The 18223-nt window shown below is 37.7% G+C and carries 15 protein-coding genes; 14 read left to right on the forward strand and 1 reads right to left on the reverse strand.

Annotation, left to right across the window (positions count from 1 at the left end; translation table 11 throughout):
* Nucleotides 1-6: 6 nt before the first annotated feature.
* Nucleotides 7-1026 carry a LacI family DNA-binding transcriptional regulator gene (locus tag ON073_RS01205; RefSeq protein WP_274760037.1) on the reverse strand — a complete coding sequence of 340 codons (1020 nt, stop codon included), beginning with the start codon at nt 1024-1026 and terminating at the stop codon, nt 7-9.
* Nucleotides 1027-1276: 250 nt separating this feature from the next.
* Between ON073_RS01205 and glk the strand changes: the two genes are divergently transcribed.
* From glk to ON073_RS01275, 14 genes are all read left to right on the forward strand, one after another.
* Nucleotides 1277-2242 carry a glucokinase gene (glk, locus tag ON073_RS01210; RefSeq protein WP_274760038.1) on the forward strand — a complete coding sequence of 322 codons (966 nt, stop codon included), beginning with the start codon at nt 1277-1279 and terminating at the stop codon, nt 2240-2242.
* A 15-nt stretch (nt 2243-2257) separates the two neighbouring features.
* Complete coding sequence (locus ON073_RS01215) at nt 2258-3274, forward strand: LacI family DNA-binding transcriptional regulator (RefSeq protein ID WP_274760039.1); 1017 nt, start codon at nt 2258-2260, stop codon at nt 3272-3274.
* Between the two features lie 358 nt (nt 3275-3632).
* On the forward strand, nt 3633-5495 hold the full coding sequence (gene edd, locus ON073_RS01220) for a phosphogluconate dehydratase (protein WP_274760040.1): 1863 nt from the start codon (nt 3633-3635) through the stop codon (nt 5493-5495).
* 12 nt (nt 5496-5507) lie between these two features.
* The gene (locus ON073_RS01225; protein WP_274760041.1) at nt 5508-6137 is read left to right on the forward strand and encodes a bifunctional 4-hydroxy-2-oxoglutarate aldolase/2-dehydro-3-deoxy-phosphogluconate aldolase; all 630 of its coding nucleotides are present in this window, start codon (nt 5508-5510) and stop codon (nt 6135-6137) included.
* 1 nt (nt 6138) lies between these two features.
* Complete coding sequence (gap, locus tag ON073_RS01230) at nt 6139-7143, forward strand: type I glyceraldehyde-3-phosphate dehydrogenase (RefSeq protein WP_274760042.1); 1005 nt, start codon at nt 6139-6141, stop codon at nt 7141-7143.
* A gap of 354 nt (nt 7144-7497) precedes the next feature.
* On the forward strand, nt 7498-8106 hold the full coding sequence (locus ON073_RS01235) for a transglutaminase-like cysteine peptidase (protein WP_446728499.1): 609 nt from the start codon (nt 7498-7500) through the stop codon (nt 8104-8106).
* Nucleotides 8090-10081: a bifunctional diguanylate cyclase/phosphodiesterase gene (locus ON073_RS01240; protein ID WP_274760044.1), complete on the forward strand. Its 1992-nt coding sequence runs from the start codon at nt 8090-8092 to the stop codon at nt 10079-10081. The genes ON073_RS01235 and ON073_RS01240 overlap by 17 nt, the downstream gene beginning before the upstream one ends.
* 49 nt (nt 10082-10130) lie before the next feature.
* Nucleotides 10131-10628: a hypothetical protein gene (locus ON073_RS01245; RefSeq protein ID WP_274760045.1), complete on the forward strand. Its 498-nt coding sequence runs from the start codon at nt 10131-10133 to the stop codon at nt 10626-10628.
* A 503-nt stretch (nt 10629-11131) separates the two neighbouring features.
* Nucleotides 11132-12049 (forward strand): UTP--glucose-1-phosphate uridylyltransferase GalU, encoded by a 918-nt coding sequence (gene galU, locus ON073_RS01250; RefSeq protein ID WP_274760046.1) that lies wholly within the window; start codon nt 11132-11134, stop codon nt 12047-12049.
* 35 nt (nt 12050-12084) lie between these two features.
* Nucleotides 12085-13215 (forward strand): non-hydrolyzing UDP-N-acetylglucosamine 2-epimerase, encoded by a 1131-nt coding sequence (wecB, locus tag ON073_RS01255; RefSeq protein WP_274760047.1) that lies wholly within the window; start codon nt 12085-12087, stop codon nt 13213-13215.
* Nucleotides 13216-13393: 178 nt separating this feature from the next.
* The gene (locus tag ON073_RS01260) at nt 13394-14659 is read left to right on the forward strand and encodes an oligosaccharide flippase family protein (protein WP_274760048.1); all 1266 of its coding nucleotides are present in this window, start codon (nt 13394-13396) and stop codon (nt 14657-14659) included.
* On the forward strand, nt 14649-15863 hold the full coding sequence (locus ON073_RS01265; RefSeq protein WP_274760049.1) for an O-antigen ligase family protein: 1215 nt from the start codon (nt 14649-14651) through the stop codon (nt 15861-15863). The genes ON073_RS01260 and ON073_RS01265 overlap by 11 nt, the downstream gene beginning before the upstream one ends.
* Nucleotides 15860-17062, forward strand: coding sequence for a glycosyltransferase family 4 protein (locus tag ON073_RS01270; protein WP_274760050.1), 1203 nt, complete (start codon nt 15860-15862; stop codon nt 17060-17062). The genes ON073_RS01265 and ON073_RS01270 overlap by 4 nt, the downstream gene beginning before the upstream one ends.
* Entirely contained in the window at nt 17052-18221 is a 1170-nt protein-coding gene (locus ON073_RS01275; protein ID WP_274760051.1) for a glycosyltransferase family 2 protein, read from the forward strand. The genes ON073_RS01270 and ON073_RS01275 overlap by 11 nt, the downstream gene beginning before the upstream one ends.
* The last annotated feature ends 2 nt before the right edge of the window (nt 18222-18223 follow it).

Consider the following 18223-nt stretch of genomic DNA (forward strand, 5'->3'; position numbering starts at 1 on the left):
CCTTTTTTATGCTGAATGCCTGATAACTAAAGTGGGTTTGAGCTGCGTTTGAACTGGCGGCTCATCTTTTAATTGTGCTAATAAGTTTGCTACTAACATTTCACCAGCAACAGAGGTACTCTGGTTTACGGTAGTCAGTGCAGGCTCTGTAAAGCTTGCAATAGGAATATCATCAAAGCCAATTACACTGATATCTTCAGGTACGTTTAAACCTGCTTCTTTTATAGCACGAATTGCACCAATTGCAATTAAATCGCTCGCAGCGAATATCGCATTGATAGGACGCTTTAAGCTAAGCAATGTTTTGGTTGCGTTATAGCCAGACTCATCGGTTGAAATGGCATTGATAATTTGGCGCGCATCAACATTTAATCCATGTTTTTGTAAGGTGTCTTTAAAACCATTAAAGCGAGCAAAAAATTCAGGACTGTGCTCGGAAGCATCACCAATAAATGCGCATTGCGTGCGTTTTTTAGCAACTAAAAACTCAGCTACCTGTTCACCGCCGTAATAATTGTCGCATGAAATTGATAATTCTGGGCGCGAATCCACATTTGCACCCCAGCAAACAAACTTAGTATTGTTTTGCAGTAAGGTGGCTAAACGTGCTTGATAATCAATGTAATCGCCGTAACCAAGTAAAATGAGGCCGTCTGCGCGATGACTATCTTCGTATTGTGCTTGCCAATCTTGATCCATTTGTTGGAATGAGACCAGTAGATCGTAGCCTTGATTAGCGCATGCACGCGTAATTGAACCAAGCATAGATAAAAAGAAAGGATTGATATGTGACTCGTCACTCGTTGGGTCTTCAAAGAGCAAAAGGGCAATGGTATTACTTTGCTGGGTGCGTAAATTACTGGCGTTTTTATCCACTTTGTAATTGAGCTTTTTGGCAATTTCGAACACTTTCTTTTTGGTTTCTTCATTTACCAGTGGGCTGTTGCGTAATGCGCGAGACACGGTCGATTGTGATACACCTGCATAGTGTGCGATATCGAACGACGTCGCTTTTGATTTGCTCAACTCAACACCTTTTTAAATATAAATGCGTAATTAGCAGGTATTTTAGCCATAAATTTGATAAAAAAACTAACTTTATGTATACAGATATTGAATTTAATCTGACACCGGTGTCATAATTAGCAAACTAACCGGAGTCAATTGGGTTTGTTGCCAATTTATTTTGATGTCTGTAGCAGGGCACAAATAAACCGCTAACGAGTTGCACATTCTGCACTTAAAAAACTTAGCCAATTCAATTGAGAGATTTTATATGTTTGAGCCTATTTTAGTTGCAGATGTTGGTGGTACAAATGCCCGTTTCGCTTTGGTGAGCGCATTTGATAAAGAAACCAAACAGATTACATTTGACCACATTAAAAAACTGTCGAGTTTAGAATTTGATAGTTTTGCTGATGTATTAGCTGCTTATGTTACCACGTTAGATGCCGTGCCAAAAAAAGCGTGTTTTGCGGTGGCAGGGCCACGAAAGGAAGATACCGTCTTTTTAACTAATTTAGGTTGGCAATTTAATGTTAACGACATTAAAAACGCCTTTGGTTTTGAAGAGTTTAAAGTCATTAATGACTTTGCTGCGTTTGCAGAAGCCGCGCCATACATTAATAACGATGACAACTTAGTTGTAAAACAAGGTTCTGCACATAGCGATGGTAATATCGCGGTAATTGGTCCAGGTACAGGTTTTGGTGCTGCAGCCTTTGTGAAAGGTGAAAAGGGTAATGTTGTTCTCAGCTGTGAAGCAGGGCACATCAGTTTAGCGGCTTGTAATGCGCTAGAACGCGACTTAATTGCGGCGCTGAGCGAAGACTTTGACCATGTATCAATTGAGCATGTGTTTTCAGGTCAAGGCATTGAAAACCTATATCGTGCAATGGCAAAAGTGCATAATACCAATGCCAAAGAGTATGATGCCCCAACCATTACCCAACTTGCACTTGCAAATGACGATGACATTTGTGTAAAAACATTAACCCAATTTTGTGACTGGATTGGTGCAGTAGCAGGGGATTTAAGCCTGACCTTTAATGCCACAGGTGGTGTTTATATAGGTGGTGGTATTTTACCGCGTTTTCAAGATAAGCTACTGGCCAGTGAATTTGCCCAACGATTTGTTGCAAAAGGAAAAATGCAACATATCGTGGAAGATATTCCAGTCATTTTAATTACCCAAGACAACATCCCATTACTTGGCGCTGCTGCCAGTTTGGAAGCGAATTAATAACTAGAGAACTATATGGAAAAAGTGACGATAAACAGTGTGGCTAAGCATGCCGGGGTATCGAAAAAAACGGTATCACGGGTGCTAAATAATGAGCCCAATGTGTCTGATGCTACGCGTGAAAAAGTACAACAGGCATTTAAAGAGCTAAATTATCGTCCTAACCCCATTGCACGTGGCCTTGCACATAATCGAAGTTTTATTATTGGCTGTTTATACGACAATCCATCAAAAAGTTATATAACTCGCGTACAGTCGGGCGCACTAGAAGCTTGCCAAGAACGCAACTACAACTTACTGATCCACCCGTGTGAATTACGTGGTGAGCCGCTGATTGATAATATTGAAACCTTGATCAGCACCTCGCGCTTAGATGGCCTTGTACTGACTCCGCCATTTTCTGATAACAAAGAGCTCGTAGACTATCTTAAATTTCGTAATGTCCCCTATGCACGTGTTGCACCAGTAACACTTGATGATGAGTCAATCTCTATTAAAAGTAACGACACGCAAGCGGCTTACGATATTACCAAGTTGTTATTATCGCTTGGTCACAAAGAAATTGCGTTTATCAAAGGTCACCCAGATCACAGTGCCACAGAAGCCCGTTTTGACGGCTATGTAAAAGCGTTGGGTGAAGAGGGCATTGCACTTAAAACAGAATTTGTTGCAGAAGGTAACTTCAGTTATCACTCAGGTGAAGACAGTGCACGTAAAATTCTTGAATCGGCTGCTCGCCCAAGTGCTGTGTTTGCATCAAATGATTACATGGCTGCAGCGGTATTAAAAGTCGCATCACAAATGTCTTTAAAAGTACCAGACGAGCTATCGATAGTTGGTTTTGATAATGCACCTATTGCACGTCATATTTGGCCTGGGCTAACAACCATTGCACAACCGGTAGAAGACATGACGTTTAGAGCTGTGACATTGCTTATTGACAGCATTAATGCCACAGAAATTGAGAACATGGTAGAGATTTTTGCGGGTAAATTAATTGAAAGGCAATCAACAGCCCAATTTAGTCATTAATCTACCTCACTCATTTATTATAAAACGCAGCTAAGTTGGCTGCGTTTTTTATTTCCATTTCTTATAAATTATTTCGTTTTTGTCATTCAATTGTCACTTCAAGGCGTTTTGCTAATAAAAATTCAAGATCAATGATCAAAAATGAGCAAATTTCAGGAAAAGCGCTAAAATTAATGTTGACACCGGTGTCATGTATCGGTTTTAATAATGTGACACCGGTGTCATAGAGTGGTTGTGAGAGACACTCGATATCGGACCTTTGAACGGGTAGACAAAGACGCTCGGTACTTAGACTAGTAGGAGTCTCTAATTTAAGTACTGAGCCTTTTTCCCTAAATCTTTATGAATGAGTGCGAAAATGCTACACCCAAGAATCCAAGAAGTTACCAATCGAATTATTGAACGCAGCAAATCAACACGCCAAGCCTATATTGCCCGTATGGACGCAGCTAAATCTAAAGAGCGTGTACGCGCTGGTTTAGGTTGTGGCAACCTTGCTCACGTAATGGCTGCATGTTCAAGTTCAGAAAAAGCACTACTAACTAAAGACGAACAACCTAACCTCGGTATTATCAATTCATACAACGACATGCTTTCAGCGCATGTGCCTTACAAAGAATACCCAGATTTAATTAAAAAGGTTGCAACCAAATTTAATGCCACTGCACAAGTTGCCGGTGGTGTACCAGCTATGTGTGATGGTGTAACGCAAGGCCGTGACGGCATGGAGCTTTCACTTTTTTCCCGTGATGTGATTGCAATGTCTACGGCTGTTTCACTGTCGCACGATGTTTTTGACGGCGTTTTCTGCCTTGGCCTGTGTGACAAAATTGTCCCAGGGCTTGTAATCGGTTCATTATCTTTCGGTCATTTACCGATTTTCTTCTTACCTGCAGGCCCAATGCCATCAGGTATTCCAAATAAAGAAAAAGCACGTATTCGCCAAAAGTTCGCACAAGGCTTAGTTGGCCGCGAAGAGTTACTTGCAGCGGAAAGCGCGTCTTACCACAGTGCGGGTACCTGTACTTTCTATGGTACGGCAAACTCAAACCAAATGTTGATGGAAATTATGGGCTTACACTTACCTGGTAGCTCATTTGTAAATCCATATACTGAATTACGTGATGGTTTAACGGTTAATGCGGTTGAACTTATGCTTAACCAATTAATTAGCACGAAAGATGCAAACCCAATTGGCGAGATTGTAAGTGAAAAAACCATTGTAAATGGTTTAGTGGGCTTACTTGCAACAGGTGGTTCAACGAACCATGCGATTCACTTAGTGGCAATGGCAAAAGCAGCTGGCGTAGAAATTACGTGGAAAGACATGTCTGATATTTCAGAAGTAGTGCCACTACTTGCGCGTGTTTACCCGAACGGTTCTGCCGATGTTAACCACTTCCATGCAGCAGGTGGTTTACCGTTCTTAGTGAAAGAACTGCTAAAAGGTGGCTTCTTACACGAAGACGTGAAAACTATTGTTGGTAACAGCCTAAACGATTACACCAAAGAGCCTGTGATTGATACCTCTGTTATTGCAACTAACAACCAAATTGCAGCGAAAGTAAAATGGCAAGATTGCCCTGAAAATTCGCACGATGAAGATGTACTTCGTCCAATTGAGAATCCATTTAACCCACAAGGCGGCTTACAGTTGCTAACGGGTAACTTAGGTCATGCAGTTATTAAAGTGTCTGCGGTACAAGAGCAACACCAAGTTGTAACTGCGCCTGCAAAAGTATTTAACTCGCAAGCTGGATTACAAGATGCGTTTGCTCGCGGCGAGTTGGAAACCGATTTTATTGCGGTGATTAAAGAGCAAGGCCCGAAAGCGAAAGGCATGCCAGAGCTACACAAGCTAACGCCAATTATGGCAACGCTGCAAGACAAAGGCTTTAAAGTCGCAATTGTAACTGATGGTCGTATGTCGGGTGCTTCAGGAAAAGTACCAGCTGCAATTCACCTTGCACCAGAAGCGGTAGAAGGTGGCTTTATTGCCAAAATCCGTGAAGGCGATGTGGTGACACTTGATGCTCCAAAAGGTGTATTAAAAGTGCATGTTTCGGACGAAGAGCTGGCAAAGCGTGAACTTGAAATTAGCGAGCAGGTGCAAACCTATGGTACTGGCCGCGAATTATTTGAAGGCATTCGTCAAACAGTATCAAGCGCTGATTTAGGTGCAAGTGCATTTGGTCTTATTTATCCAAATACAAACCACTAACAGGAAGTAAAAATGAGTATTGAAAAAATTCTTCAAGCAGCACCGGTTGTCCCTGTTGTTGTAATTAATGACCTAGAAGACGCAGTACCTTTAGCAACTGCTCTTTATAACGGTGGTTTACGTGCACTTGAAATCACACTGCGTACACCTGTTGCAGTTGAAGCAATTAAACAAATTAAACAAGCACTGCCAGATGCATACGTAGGTACTGGCACTGTAATTGATAAAGCAACATTTAACGCATCAATCGAAGCGGGCGCTGATTTTATGGTGAGCCCAGGTGTTAACGATGAACTGTTAGCACTTGCAAGTGAGACAGATGTACCATTTTTACCTGGTGCAGCTACGCCTAGCGAAGTAATGCAACTTGCAGCAAAAGGCTTTAAGTTCTTAAAGTTTTTCCCAGCTGAAGCTGCTGGCGGCGTACCAATGCTTAAATCAATTTTTGGTCCATTACCACAAGTTAAGTTTTGCCCAACTGGCGGTGTAAGCCTTGCCAGTGCGCCAAACTATTTAGCACTACCAAATGTGGTATGTGTAGGTGGTACTTGGATGTTAGATAAAGAATTAATCGCAAATAAAGACTGGCAAGCAATTGAAGAGTTAGCGCGCCAAGCAAGTAAAGTGAACAAGGGTGAATAAGATGATCAGAGTAGCAATTAACGGTTATGGCCGTATTGGACGCAACGTTTTACGTGCGCTTTATGAATCAAATCGCGAGCAAGAAATTAAAATTGTAGCAATTAACGATTTAGCACCAGCAAACGTAAATGCACATTTAACTCAGTACGATTCAGTACACGGCATTTTTGGCAAAAAAGTAACACTTGCTGAAAACACACTTATCATTGATAACGATGAAATTGCACTTGTGCAAGAGCGTGACCCAGCAAACCTACCGTGGGCTGACTTAGCGGTTGATATCGTTTTAGAGTGTACAGGTCTATTCACATCTCGTGATGCAGCGGCGAAACACATTGAAGCAGGCGCAAAACGTGTAATCGTTTCTGCACCTGGTACAGATATGGATGCAACGGTTGTTCACGGTGTTAACTCTGATGTACTAAATGCTGACAGCATTATTATTTCAAATGCATCATGTACAACAAACTGTTTAGCGCCAGTTGCTAAAGCGCTTAACGATACAATTGGTATTGAGCAAGGTAGCATGACAACTATCCATGCATACACTAACGACCAAAATCTATCAGATGTTTACCACAGCGACTTATACCGTGCACGTAGTGCAACACAAAGCATGATCCCAACAAAAACGGGCGCAGCTAAAGCAGTAGGTTTAGTATTACCAGAATTAGCAGGTAAATTAGACGGTATGGCGGTGCGCGTACCAACAATTAACGTATCACTCGTTGATTTAACGTTTATTGCTAAGCGCGACACTACAGCGGAAGAAGTAAACGCAGCTGTTAAAGCAGCAGCAGAAGGTGCAATGGCAGAAGTACTTGAGTACAACGAAGCGCCGCTTGTATCAATTGATTTTAACCACAACCCTGCATCATCAGTATTTGATGCAACACAAACAAAGGTTGATGGTAAGCTAGTTAAAGTAATGGCTTGGTATGACAACGAATGGGGTTTTTCAAACCGCATGCTAGACCAAGTAGCTGCATTAGGTAAGTTTTTATAATTTACCAAACCGACTAAGATAAAACGGCTGCTTTTGCAGCCGTTTTTGTTTGTGCCGATGGATTTAGCTAAAACAATTTAATAGTGTTCCAAGCTATAGTTGTTGGGTGTTTTTGCCGATAAGATAACGTAATTTAAAAACTGTAGTTTTACTTAGTTTAGGTCAACAGACCCTAAAATTAATTTAATATTGTTGTAACAAGATGAAGGTGACTGAAATGCCAAAATTAGTTACTATTCGCAGGTTAACATTAACAAGGAGTTGTGAGTGCGTTTTGCCATTTCACTTCTAATATTCATTTCGTTTGCTGTTTTAGCTGTTAAATATATTGATCAGCTTAATTATGGCGACTTGATGACACGTGTAGAAGAAGTTTATGGTAAGCGGGCAGTGGTGCGCACGCAAGATTGGTTAAGCTTTTTGAAAGAGCATGATGACAGCTCTGAATGGCAAAAAATTAATAAAGTTAATCACTTTTTCAATACTCAAATTGAGTATAAAACCGACGACAAACTGTGGGGGAAAAAAGATTATTGGGCTAACCCAATTGAAACTCTTGGTAGGGGCATGGGTGATTGCGAGGATTATGCAATTGCAAAATATTTTAGCCTGATATCACTTGGCGTACCAGAAGATAAAATTCGCTTGATGTATGTGCGTCAATTAACAGTGAACGAGCCACATATGGTGTTAATCTATTTTGAAAACCCAGGCGATGTGCCGTTTGTTCTCGATAACTTTAATCATAAATTGTTAGCTGCCACACAAAGACGCGATTTAAAACCAATATATAGCTTTAATGGTCAAGGTTTGTGGCTGGCAAAAGCAAAAGGACTTGGTAAAAAAGTAGAAAATAGCAAGGGAGTATCGGCTTGGAATAAAATGCTGGAGCGCATTGAACAAGGCGAATTAAATACATTAGAAACAAATTTATCAGAGGCAAATTATGCAAAGCTTAATTAACAAAGGAATGAGCCTTAAAGTTCAGATTTATGGACTACTTCTCTTTTTAGCGGCCGTGTCTTTTTTTGGCCGATTATATCTTAGTGTTGAAAACACCAAAGAATATTTTCAAGAGCAAATGAGCAGCCATGCGCAAGATGCAGCGACCAGTTTAGGCCTATCAATTTCACCTTATATGGACGAAGAAAATATTGTAATAGCCGAAACTATGATGGCGGCAATATTTGACTCAGGTTATTACAAAAGCATGCGTTTGCTATCACCAGAAGGTGAGGTGCTATTAGAGCGAAATAATCCATCGGCAATTGAAGGTGTACCTTACTGGTTTATCGATTGGATAGATTTAAAAGCGCCGACGCAAATGAGCGAAGTAAGCAGTGGTTGGCAAATTGCAGGTACACTTTATGTTACCAGTCACCCAGGTATTTCGTATTTAAAAATTTGGCAGTATTCAAAACGAGCAGCGTATGGATCGTTGTTAATTATTTTGTTTTGTTTATTTATTGCATATTTAATTTTAAAAGCGATTTTCAAACCATTAAACAGCTTAGAAAAGCAAGCAAACGCAGTTTCACAAAAACGTTTTGAACAAAATGAAAAAGTGCCATTTACAACGGAGCTTCGTGTTGTAACAACTGCAATGAATAAAATGGTGGCAAACCTGCGTAAAAACTTCGATGCCATGACTAAGCAAAATGAAAAGCTAACAAAAGAAGTGTTACTCGATGAATTAACAGGTTTAGGCAATCGCCGTGCATTTAGTAGTTATTTCGCAGCAAATACAACCCAAATGGCATTAAATGAAGTGCATAGTATGTGCATGATTACATTGCCTTCTTTGCAAAAACTTAATACTGAATTAGGTTATCAAGCTGGTGATGAATATGTAAGCGAAGTAGCGGAAATTCTGATTGAAAAAACAAAGCAATTTGAAAACAGCAAAACGTTTAGAATTGCAGGTGGATCGCTTGCTATTGTGTTTGATTACGATAAAGCTTTTTTAAATGGCTTTATAAGTGAATTAAACCATATATTTAATCACAAAAACTCAAATCGTTATGAAGCCGGATACGCAATTGTAAGCATTACTGAATTTAGTCATAAAGATGAGCTCAAAGTAGTTTTAAGTAATTTAGACACATCATCAACGCTTATACAGCAAGGTGTAAAAGGGGCAGATAGTGTTGATACAAGCTTTGGTTTGAATGAATGGCGCACCTTAATTAATAATATTATTTCATCAGGTGAGATTAATTTTAGTTTTCAACCTGTAAAGCTTAATGGCAAAAATGACTTAGGCCTTTACTACGAAGTGTTTGCACGCTTTATTCATAATGACGAACAAGTAAATAATGGCCAGTTATTTGCTATGGCCGAGCGTTTAAACTTAACAATGGAACTTGATAAAAAGCTGATCAGAAGCTTTATCGAGTTAAAAGAAACTCATTACGATAAAACGTTTGCACTTAACCTAAGTCGTGAAGCGTTTTATTCAGCTGAGTTTTTAAATTGGTTAAAAATGTACAGCCAAGTAAAGGCTTCACTTAAGCATAATATTATATTCGAAATAAAAGAGTCAGTGCTGTTAGATGATGTAAAAGCAGCGGCGAATGTTATTGCCGAATTTAAACTGATTGGCATTGATACTTGTATTGAACATTTTGGTACAAGCTTAACGTCATTTAAATATCTGCAAGGTTTAGATGTTGAGTTTATAAAAATTGATGGGAGTTACACCCAGGACTTACTCATTAACAGGCAAAATAATTTCTTTATTCAAACAATTAATAACATTTGCCACAGCCTAGGTATTAAGGTAATAGCGTGTTTAATTGAAAACAAAGAAACCCTTAGCTTAGTAGAAGAGTTAGGGTGTGATGGTGCACAGGGTAACTATATTCAAGAACCATTAAATATTTCACAAAAAACAGAAGAAAATGTGTTTACTTTCCATACCAAAGGATTAGAATTGTAACTGTTTACTCTTTTTTAGCCTTATTGGATATTATTTAAAGGAAATGTTTATGAAAAAATTAACGATAGCAATGATTATTGCGTTAAGCATAGCTGCATTTGGAAGCGTTAATTCATATGCCAATGAGGCGACTGACACAATTTCAACAACAGTGACCACTGAACAAGCTCAAAAAGCTGAAGAATTAATCCAAGCAAAGTTAGATAGCGGTATTTCTTTAGAAGACGCAATCACAGAAGTTTTAACAACAAATCCTGAATTGCTCCTTGCCGTTGCTCAGTATGCTGAAAGTAAAAGCATGGATGTAGATGTTTTCCAAGGTTTAGCAATTGCACTAGGTATAGATGCAACAAAAGTTACTGAAGCTACAGATCAATTTACAGCAGCTGGACCAGGCCAAGGTATTAACAATGGTAATGTTGGTAATAACCAAAATAACGGTGTTGGCCAAGGCCAAGGAAATGGACGTAACAACAATCGTGGTAATGGTAATGGCTCTGGTGGCGGCGGTGGTGACTGCGGTGTTTCAGAGACTTGTAATACATAATTAAAAAGAAACCCTCTACGGAGGGTTTTTTAATACCATTTTTTTGTGTGATTGTATTTTGCTTCTTATACCAATTCTATTAAGTATGTGATCTGGGATAGCGCTGGATAAATGAAATGGTAACAAGGCGGAATTTTTTTTATGTGTTCTATATTGATAAATTCCAACGCAGTTAGCATGATATTTAGTCCGCTAGGATGATCAGCTACTTAAGTGAATTGGTATTATAACCAAGCCGCTTGTTTATTCAATTTAGAACGCCTTCCGTGTTAACCCCTTCCTTAAAACACCAGCTTAACTAAATAAACCTAAGTAATAGGGTGTAATATATTTTCAATAATAGTTATGTAAAATGTCTACTTATATTATTTTGCTATAAAAAAATAGCCCGAATGACTAATATTTATTGATAAGTTACTCTAAAAACGTATAATTACGCCTCAATTTTGTTAGCAGGGAAGCGATCAAATTCTTTACTGCTATTTTGATTAAAAGGAACGAATGTGAAAGTACAAAAAGCAGTATTACCAGTAGCTGGTTTAGGCACGCGCATGTTGCCTGCAACTAAAGCAATTCCTAAAGAAATGCTCCCTCTTGTTGACAAGCCACTTATTCAATACGTAGTGCGTGAGGCTGTAGAGGCGGGTATTAAAGAAATTGTGCTTGTTACACATTCTTCTAAAAATTCAATTGAAAATCACTTTGATACCAGCTTTGAGTTAGAAGCAACACTTGAAGCGCGTGTTAAGCGCAGCTTGCTTGAAGAGGTACGTGCAATTGTACCTAAAGATGTAACCATTATTTCAGTTCGCCAACCTCAACCACTTGGTTTAGGCCATGCAGTACTTTGTGCAAAGCCAATTGTAGGTACTGAGCCTTTTGCTGTTTTATTGCCTGACGTGATTGTGGATGAATACGAAAGCGATCTTAAAAAAGATAACCTTGCACAAATGATAGCGCGCTATGAAGAGACGGGTGCAAGTCAAATAATGGTAGAACCTGTTCCGAATGAGCAAGTTAACCAATACGGTGTAGTGGATATTGCAGGTGTAACATTGCAACAGGGCGACAGCGCTGTCATTACTGATATGGTAGAAAAACCACCTGTTGACGAAGCACCGAGTAATTTAGCGATTACTGGCCGCTATGTATTAAGCGAAAAAACATGGGATTTACTTGAGTTTACGCCTCCTGGCGCAGGTGGTGAAATTCAATTAACCGATGCACTGCATAGCCTTCGTAAATTAGAAAGCCTTGAGGCTTATCATTTAAAAGGTAAATCACACGACTGTGGCTCTAAACTTGGCTATTTAATGGCGAATGTAGAATACACATTACGCTGTGGCAAGTTAGGCGTAGACTTTAAGCGTGAGCTCACTAATTTTCTTGTGGAAGAAAATAAAAGCTTGAAAATTGCTTAATCAACACCCTTAGTTTTGAATAGAGTTTGGAAAAAATGACTATTAAAGTTTTAACCGTATTTGGTACGCGCCCTGAAGCAATTAAAATGGCGCCACTTGTTCATGCGCTAGCGGAAGCAGATGGTATTGAGGCAAAAGTATGTGTAACAGCACAGCACAGGGAAATGCTAGACCAGGTTTTAGCGCTGTTTGCAATAAAGCCCGATTATGACTTAGACATAATGAAACCTGGGCAAGATTTGTATGATGTAACTACGAATATTTTGCTCGGGCTTAAGCCTGTGTTGGCCGAATTTAAACCAGACATTGTATTAGTGCATGGTGATACGAGCACGACGCTTTCGGCAAGCCTAGCTGCGTTTTATCAACAAATTGCAGTGGGGCATGTAGAAGCAGGTTTACGTACTGGTAATATCTATTCGCCTTGGCCTGAAGAAGCAAACCGAAAAGTAACGGGCAGCATTGCGACACTGCATTTTGCACCAACACAAACATCACAAGCTAACTTATTAAAAGAAAACTTAAACCCTGAAAATATCGAAGTAACAGGTAATACAGTTATTGATGCACTACTTGATATTGTTAATAAAGTTAAAAGTGACGAAGATTTAAATCAAACACTTGCATCTCAATTTCCATTTTTAGATGAGAATAAAAAACTCGTTTTAGTGACAGGTCACCGCCGAGAAAGCTTTGGCGGTGGTTTTGAACGTATTTGTGAAGCATTGGCTGAAATTGCCAACGATAATAGCGATTGTGAAATTGTCTACCCAGTTCATTTGAATCCTAACGTTCGTGAGCCTGTTAATCGTATTCTTAAAGGTGTAAATAATGTTCATCTAATTGAACCATTAGAATATCTGCCTTTTGTATATTTAATGAATCGTTCGTACTTGATTGTAACTGATTCTGGTGGTGTACAGGAAGAAGCACCTAGCTTAGGTAAACCTGTGCTTGTTATGCGTGATACAACAGAGCGACCTGAAGCTCTAGAAGCAGGTACAGTAAAACTAGTCGGTACAGATAAAAATGTAATTATTAAAGAGGTCAATGAACTGCTTACAAATAATGAAGCATATATTGCGATGAGTAGAGCCCATAACCCATATGGAGATGGCAAAGCAAGCGAGCGCATTGTCAAAAAGATTAAATCTCATTTCCTTTAAGTTCATCTTGCAACCTTTAAATACTAGAAGAATCTTTTTTTCGAGTGTTTGCATATTTAGAAACAACTAAACGGTTATCTGGACTAGCGTAAAACGTTATTGCGGTACTCAAAATAAAATATGTTATTACTAATTTTTAAGGATGAACAAGTCTAAAGCTTGGTCTATGAAATGAAAAGTGTATAAAAAACTTGCATTATATCTTTCAGCAAATTTAATTGCTCAAATAATAACATTGCTTTCATACCCATTAATAACAAGGGTTTATAGCTCGTCAGAAATCGGTTTGTCAAGCCCAATCCTTATGGGTTTGGCAATGTTTATGTCATTCTCAACATTAAACTTACCTTATTTAGCAATGACCTTGAACTCGAAGTTTGAACGAGATAGTGCATTTTCGGCTTCACTTCAGGTTTCTTGCTTTCTTACACCACTAATTTTAGTTTTCTCTGCTTGCTATTTTAGATGGGTGGAAGAGTATTCAACAGATATGCTAATACTAGTTTTATTAGTTGCAGCAACCTTTTTAGGATCTTCTCTAATTTTGATTTTAGAAAGATTCCTTCAATATTACGAAAAGTTTAATGTAGTCTCATTTAGCCTAATACTAGCATCAATTGTAGGTGCTTTATGTAAACTGATTTTTGCATTTTTAGGATATGGGTATTGGGGACTTATTTTGGCATTTGTTGTGGGATTGGTTGTTCAGCTTTTAGTATGCCTCAAGGCTTGCATGAGTATGGGGGAATTTAAAAACACTCTTCGTATTCAATCAATGGAAAGATTAATTGGCTTTGTTTCTAACACCCAGTTTACATTCTTCCGAACATCTCAAGCTTTCATTTGGTTTATAACAACAGTTTCTATATCGACAATAGTATTGACATTGTATGGAACAGAATCTGCTGGAATTTTTTCGTTAGCTTGGCTTATGGCTTCAGCTGTTGGCAATATCTTGGGAAAGGCTTTGTTTGACATTTTTTATTCGACGACGACTAAACTTGATGCAGATAACTATATTCTTAAAAGTCAGCAGTATTGGTCAGTTTTAGCAAAACTTGTCCCTGCTTTATTTTTATTCTCAGTTATCGCTTATTTTTTCGCTGGGCCTATTTTTAAAGTTCTTTTTGGTGCAGAGTGGGCTGTATCAGGTTATTTGTGCGTATTGCTATTTTGCTCTTTCACATTTGGTTCTATATTAGCGCCCATTTTCATTTCTTACATTCGCTGGAACAAGCAACATATTCAGCTGTTTTTTTCAGTGTTAACCTTATTTATTCCTATTATCTCAATGTATATAGTTCATTCGTTCGGTGGGTCACTAATCGTGTCTGTGGCTGTTTACAGTGCTGTTAATATAATTATCTTAGCTTTTTCTGCGTTTTATTGTACAAAATTGATAGCATTGAAAAATATAAAAAAGGGGTGTCAAATTGCAAATTAGAAAAGGCTACATCTTTGCTGTTTTCCCAATTTTTTATGTGCTTTTAGTAGCGAGAGCAAGTTTAGATCCCGTTTTGAATTATACAAAAGTTGGTGGGATAGGTTTAGGCGCACTACTAAACTTATTGTTAGCTTGCTTGTTTCTTTTACTCTTATTGAAAAAAAACTCGATACCAAAAATTTTATTTTTTCCTTGGGTAATTTTTAGTTTCTTAACTATTATTTCATCCTTTTGGTCGCCAAATTTCATTCAAAGTTTACGGTCATCTTTTTGGGTTATTACCTACATGTCCGTTTTCTTTATTCCATTTTTTTTCAATGACCCAAAAAAATTCTTTGTATCTGTGTTATATCTAATCGCAGCGTCCTTTATAGTCCCATTTCTTAGTGTTTGCCTTGAATTAGTAACGAATACAGGAGGCATTGTTAGTGGAGAGTATCGAATTAGCTCGACATTCTCACATCCAAACATTTTCGCATTCTATCTTACGCAGGTATTACTTTCGGTTCTTGCCTTGAGAACTTTAAGTCTGAGGGAAAAGGAAAATATATTTGGTAGTAATATTGGCCTGTTACTAATTGGTGTGCTTTTTTTACTTATTATTTTGACGCAAACACGGAGTGCATGGGCAATAACTCTTATTCTTTTGGCTGTACATTGTTCATTTAATGAAAGAAGGTTAATAGTTCCAGCACTAATTTCACTTCTATGTATTGCTGCCTTTCCTCCTGTTACAGAAAGAATTGTTGACGCACTGACTTCTTCAGAAACTTATTATGACCCTTATGCCACCTTAAATTCTTTTGAATGGCGCTTGGTAGTATGGAAATCCGCTATTCCGTGGATTCTTGAGAGTTTCTGGCTTGGTCATGGTTTTAATTCTTTTGGTTATTACTTTCTTGATTTTATCCAATTAGAAGAAGAGAATTCTTTTGACGCACATAATATGTATGTCCAATACATTTTTGATTTAGGTTTTATTGGGTTAGCCAGTTATCTAATTCTCGTAATTATCGTATCTTTGAGTCTGGTTTCGGGAAGGAAAATACATTGTTGTGGGTCATTAATAGTAACGAGTTTTTTTACTTATTCTATGTGCGGTTTGTCAGACAACATATCTTTTTATCTTTCATTTAATTGGTATTTTTGGTTATTAATAGGTGCTTATTTAGCTTTAGTATTTAAAGGAGTTGTCGCTAAATGACAATTTTATATGTTGTAAATCAATACCCTAAAATTTCCCATACGTTTATTCGTAGAGAAATTTTAGAAATGGAAAAACAAGGCGAATCAATTTTACGTTCTTCAATTAGGCGACCACCAGAAAAATTGATAGATCAAACAGATATAATTGAGCAGAGTAAGACACATTATATTCTAAATAAGCGATTTGATTTACTAATTTATTTTCTTAAAGGTTTAGCTACAAAAAACTTTTTCAGCACGTTTAGATTTTTTGTTAGTTATTTGAACCAGTCAAGACGTAAAGTAAAGCCAATACTATATTTTATTGAAGCTATTTGCTTAGCTGGTAGGTTTAAAGCAGAAAAGCTGAAACACATTCATGCCCATTTTGGTACCAACTCAGCTGACGTTGCAATGTTTTCGTCTAAACTGTTGAACGTTGGTTTTTCTTTCACAATTCACGGTGCAGATGAATTAGACAATTTTGAAGAATACTCAATTCGACAAAAAGTAAATCAAGCCGAAAAAACTTTTTGTATTTGTTCGTATCTTGCTGCACAAGTCAAACGAAAAACTGACTTATTCGTTCATAATAAGCTAGTAGTCAATAAGTGTGGTGTAGAAGATGTTGACAATCTAAATAAAAAAACTTCTAGAAAGCGTAATCAGGATATTGTTGAACTTGTTATAGTAGCTCGAGCTTGTCCTGAAAAAGGTTATTTTACTTTGCTTGAAGCTTTAAATTATATCAAATCCCAGTCTCAATGTAACTTTCATTTATCAGTAGTTGGGGGGGGTGACGATCTTCAGCAAGTTAAAACTAAAGCCAAAGAGTTTGGGTTACTTGAAAATATATCTTTTTTGGGTTGGAAAACTTCACAAGAAGTATTTGACCTAGTTGGTCAATCTGATTTATTTGTATTGCCAAGTTACATGGAAGGTTTACCTATTTCGATTATGGAAGCAATGCTGGTTGAAACACCAGTCTTATCGACTTATGTTGCAGGTATCCCTGAACTTATCGAAAATGGCAAAAATGGGATGCTTGTACCAGCAAACGAACATATTCCTTTGGCTAAAGCAATTTGCGATTTTGCATTATTGTCAGATGTTGAACGTGACGAGCTAACGCGTTTAGCAAGGAATTCTGTTCTTATGCACCATGACCTCAGTTTGGTTGTTAAGGAAAAACGGAAAGGGTTTAGAAGTGGATATTGAAACAGTATTACTTGTACTGGTACTTATACCAGGGATATTTCTTTTAGTTGAATTAATCCAAGGTTTATTTGTTAATTTAAGCACTAAAGACGTTGATAATTGTGCCCTTACTGAAAGAGACTGCGTGTTATCTATTATAATGCCAGCTCACAATGAAGAGCTTATAATTTCGAAAACAGTTTCTTCGATTCATAAGTTAATGTCAGCAAAAGATAGATTAATTGTTGTTGCAGATAATTGTCAGGATGCGACAGCTAACATTGTGAGAACGCTCAATTTAAAGAATGTTATTGTACTAGAAAGAAAGAACGCTAAAGATATTGGCAAAGGCTTTGCTCTTGATTATGGATTTAAATATTTAAAAGAAAATAAATTGAGTTTTGACTTACTAGGGGTAGTTGATTCTGATTGTGAATTTACTAGTAAGAATGCAATCAAAATTATTAAAACCGTTGCCGAGAGAGAAAAGTTGTTTCAAGTAGGCTATTTAATGAAGGCAACCGACAACAAATCGGCACTTTCGGCATTTGCTTGGTATGTTAAAACAGCTTGTCGTTCGATAGGTATGGATAGGCTTTTTGGTGCGTGCCATATTCAGGGTTCTGGCTTTTTCATTGATTCCAGTCTCAGTGAAGAAATTAACTTTGCATCTGGCAGTATTGTTGAAGACTTGGAACTAGGGTTAAATTTAGCCGAACAAAACATATTTTGTAAATATATACCAAATGTCACTTTAATATCGGAAATGCCATCTAACATTGAAGTCCTGAAAACGCAAAAATCTAGGTGGGAAGTTGGGCATTTAAATGTGGTCCTTTCAGAGACTTTTCCCAGAATGTATCGAGCAATAAAAAATATAAACCTCCGGTACTTTTTGCTCGTATGTGATTTATCTATACCACCACTAATAACTTATTTATTGTGTGTAGCTTTATTTGGGTTGGTTAATCTTTTTTTTGGTTATAAAAACTCTCTTATTATCTTGGCTTATCTAAGTTCTATTTCTTTTATTATTTATTTACACTGGCGGCGTTTTTCTAAATTACAAAATATTTATGTCAAATTCAGTGCCATATATAACTTCGTAGAGATTAAATTTAGGGTTATTGCAAGTTATTGTGATAAAAAAGCAAAAAAGTGGAACAAAACTAAAAGGTAGCT

Origin of the sequence: Pseudoalteromonas sp. G4 (genome assembly GCF_028875915.1) — a bacterium.
Lineage (GTDB): Bacteria > Pseudomonadota > Gammaproteobacteria > Enterobacterales > Alteromonadaceae > Pseudoalteromonas.

Coding starts and splice junctions, on each gene's coding strand:
- glk (WP_274760038.1), top strand. CDS start 1,277: ATGTTTGAGCCTATTTTAGTTGCAGATGTTGGTGGTACAAATGCCCGT.
- ON073_RS01215 (WP_274760039.1), top strand. CDS start 2,258: ATGGAAAAAGTGACGATAAACAGTGTGGCTAAGCATGCCGGGGTATCG.
- edd (WP_274760040.1), top strand. CDS start 3,633: ATGCTACACCCAAGAATCCAAGAAGTTACCAATCGAATTATTGAACGC.
- ON073_RS01225 (WP_274760041.1), top strand. CDS start 5,508: ATGAGTATTGAAAAAATTCTTCAAGCAGCACCGGTTGTCCCTGTTGTT.
- gap (WP_274760042.1), top strand. CDS start 6,139: ATGATCAGAGTAGCAATTAACGGTTATGGCCGTATTGGACGCAACGTT.
- ON073_RS01235 (WP_446728499.1), top strand. CDS start 7,498: ATGACACGTGTAGAAGAAGTTTATGGTAAGCGGGCAGTGGTGCGCACG.
- ON073_RS01240 (WP_274760044.1), top strand. CDS start 8,090: ATGCAAAGCTTAATTAACAAAGGAATGAGCCTTAAAGTTCAGATTTAT.
- ON073_RS01245 (WP_274760045.1), top strand. CDS start 10,131: ATGAAAAAATTAACGATAGCAATGATTATTGCGTTAAGCATAGCTGCA.
- wecB (WP_274760047.1), top strand. CDS start 12,085: ATGACTATTAAAGTTTTAACCGTATTTGGTACGCGCCCTGAAGCAATT.
- ON073_RS01270 (WP_274760050.1), top strand. CDS start 15,860: ATGACAATTTTATATGTTGTAAATCAATACCCTAAAATTTCCCATACG.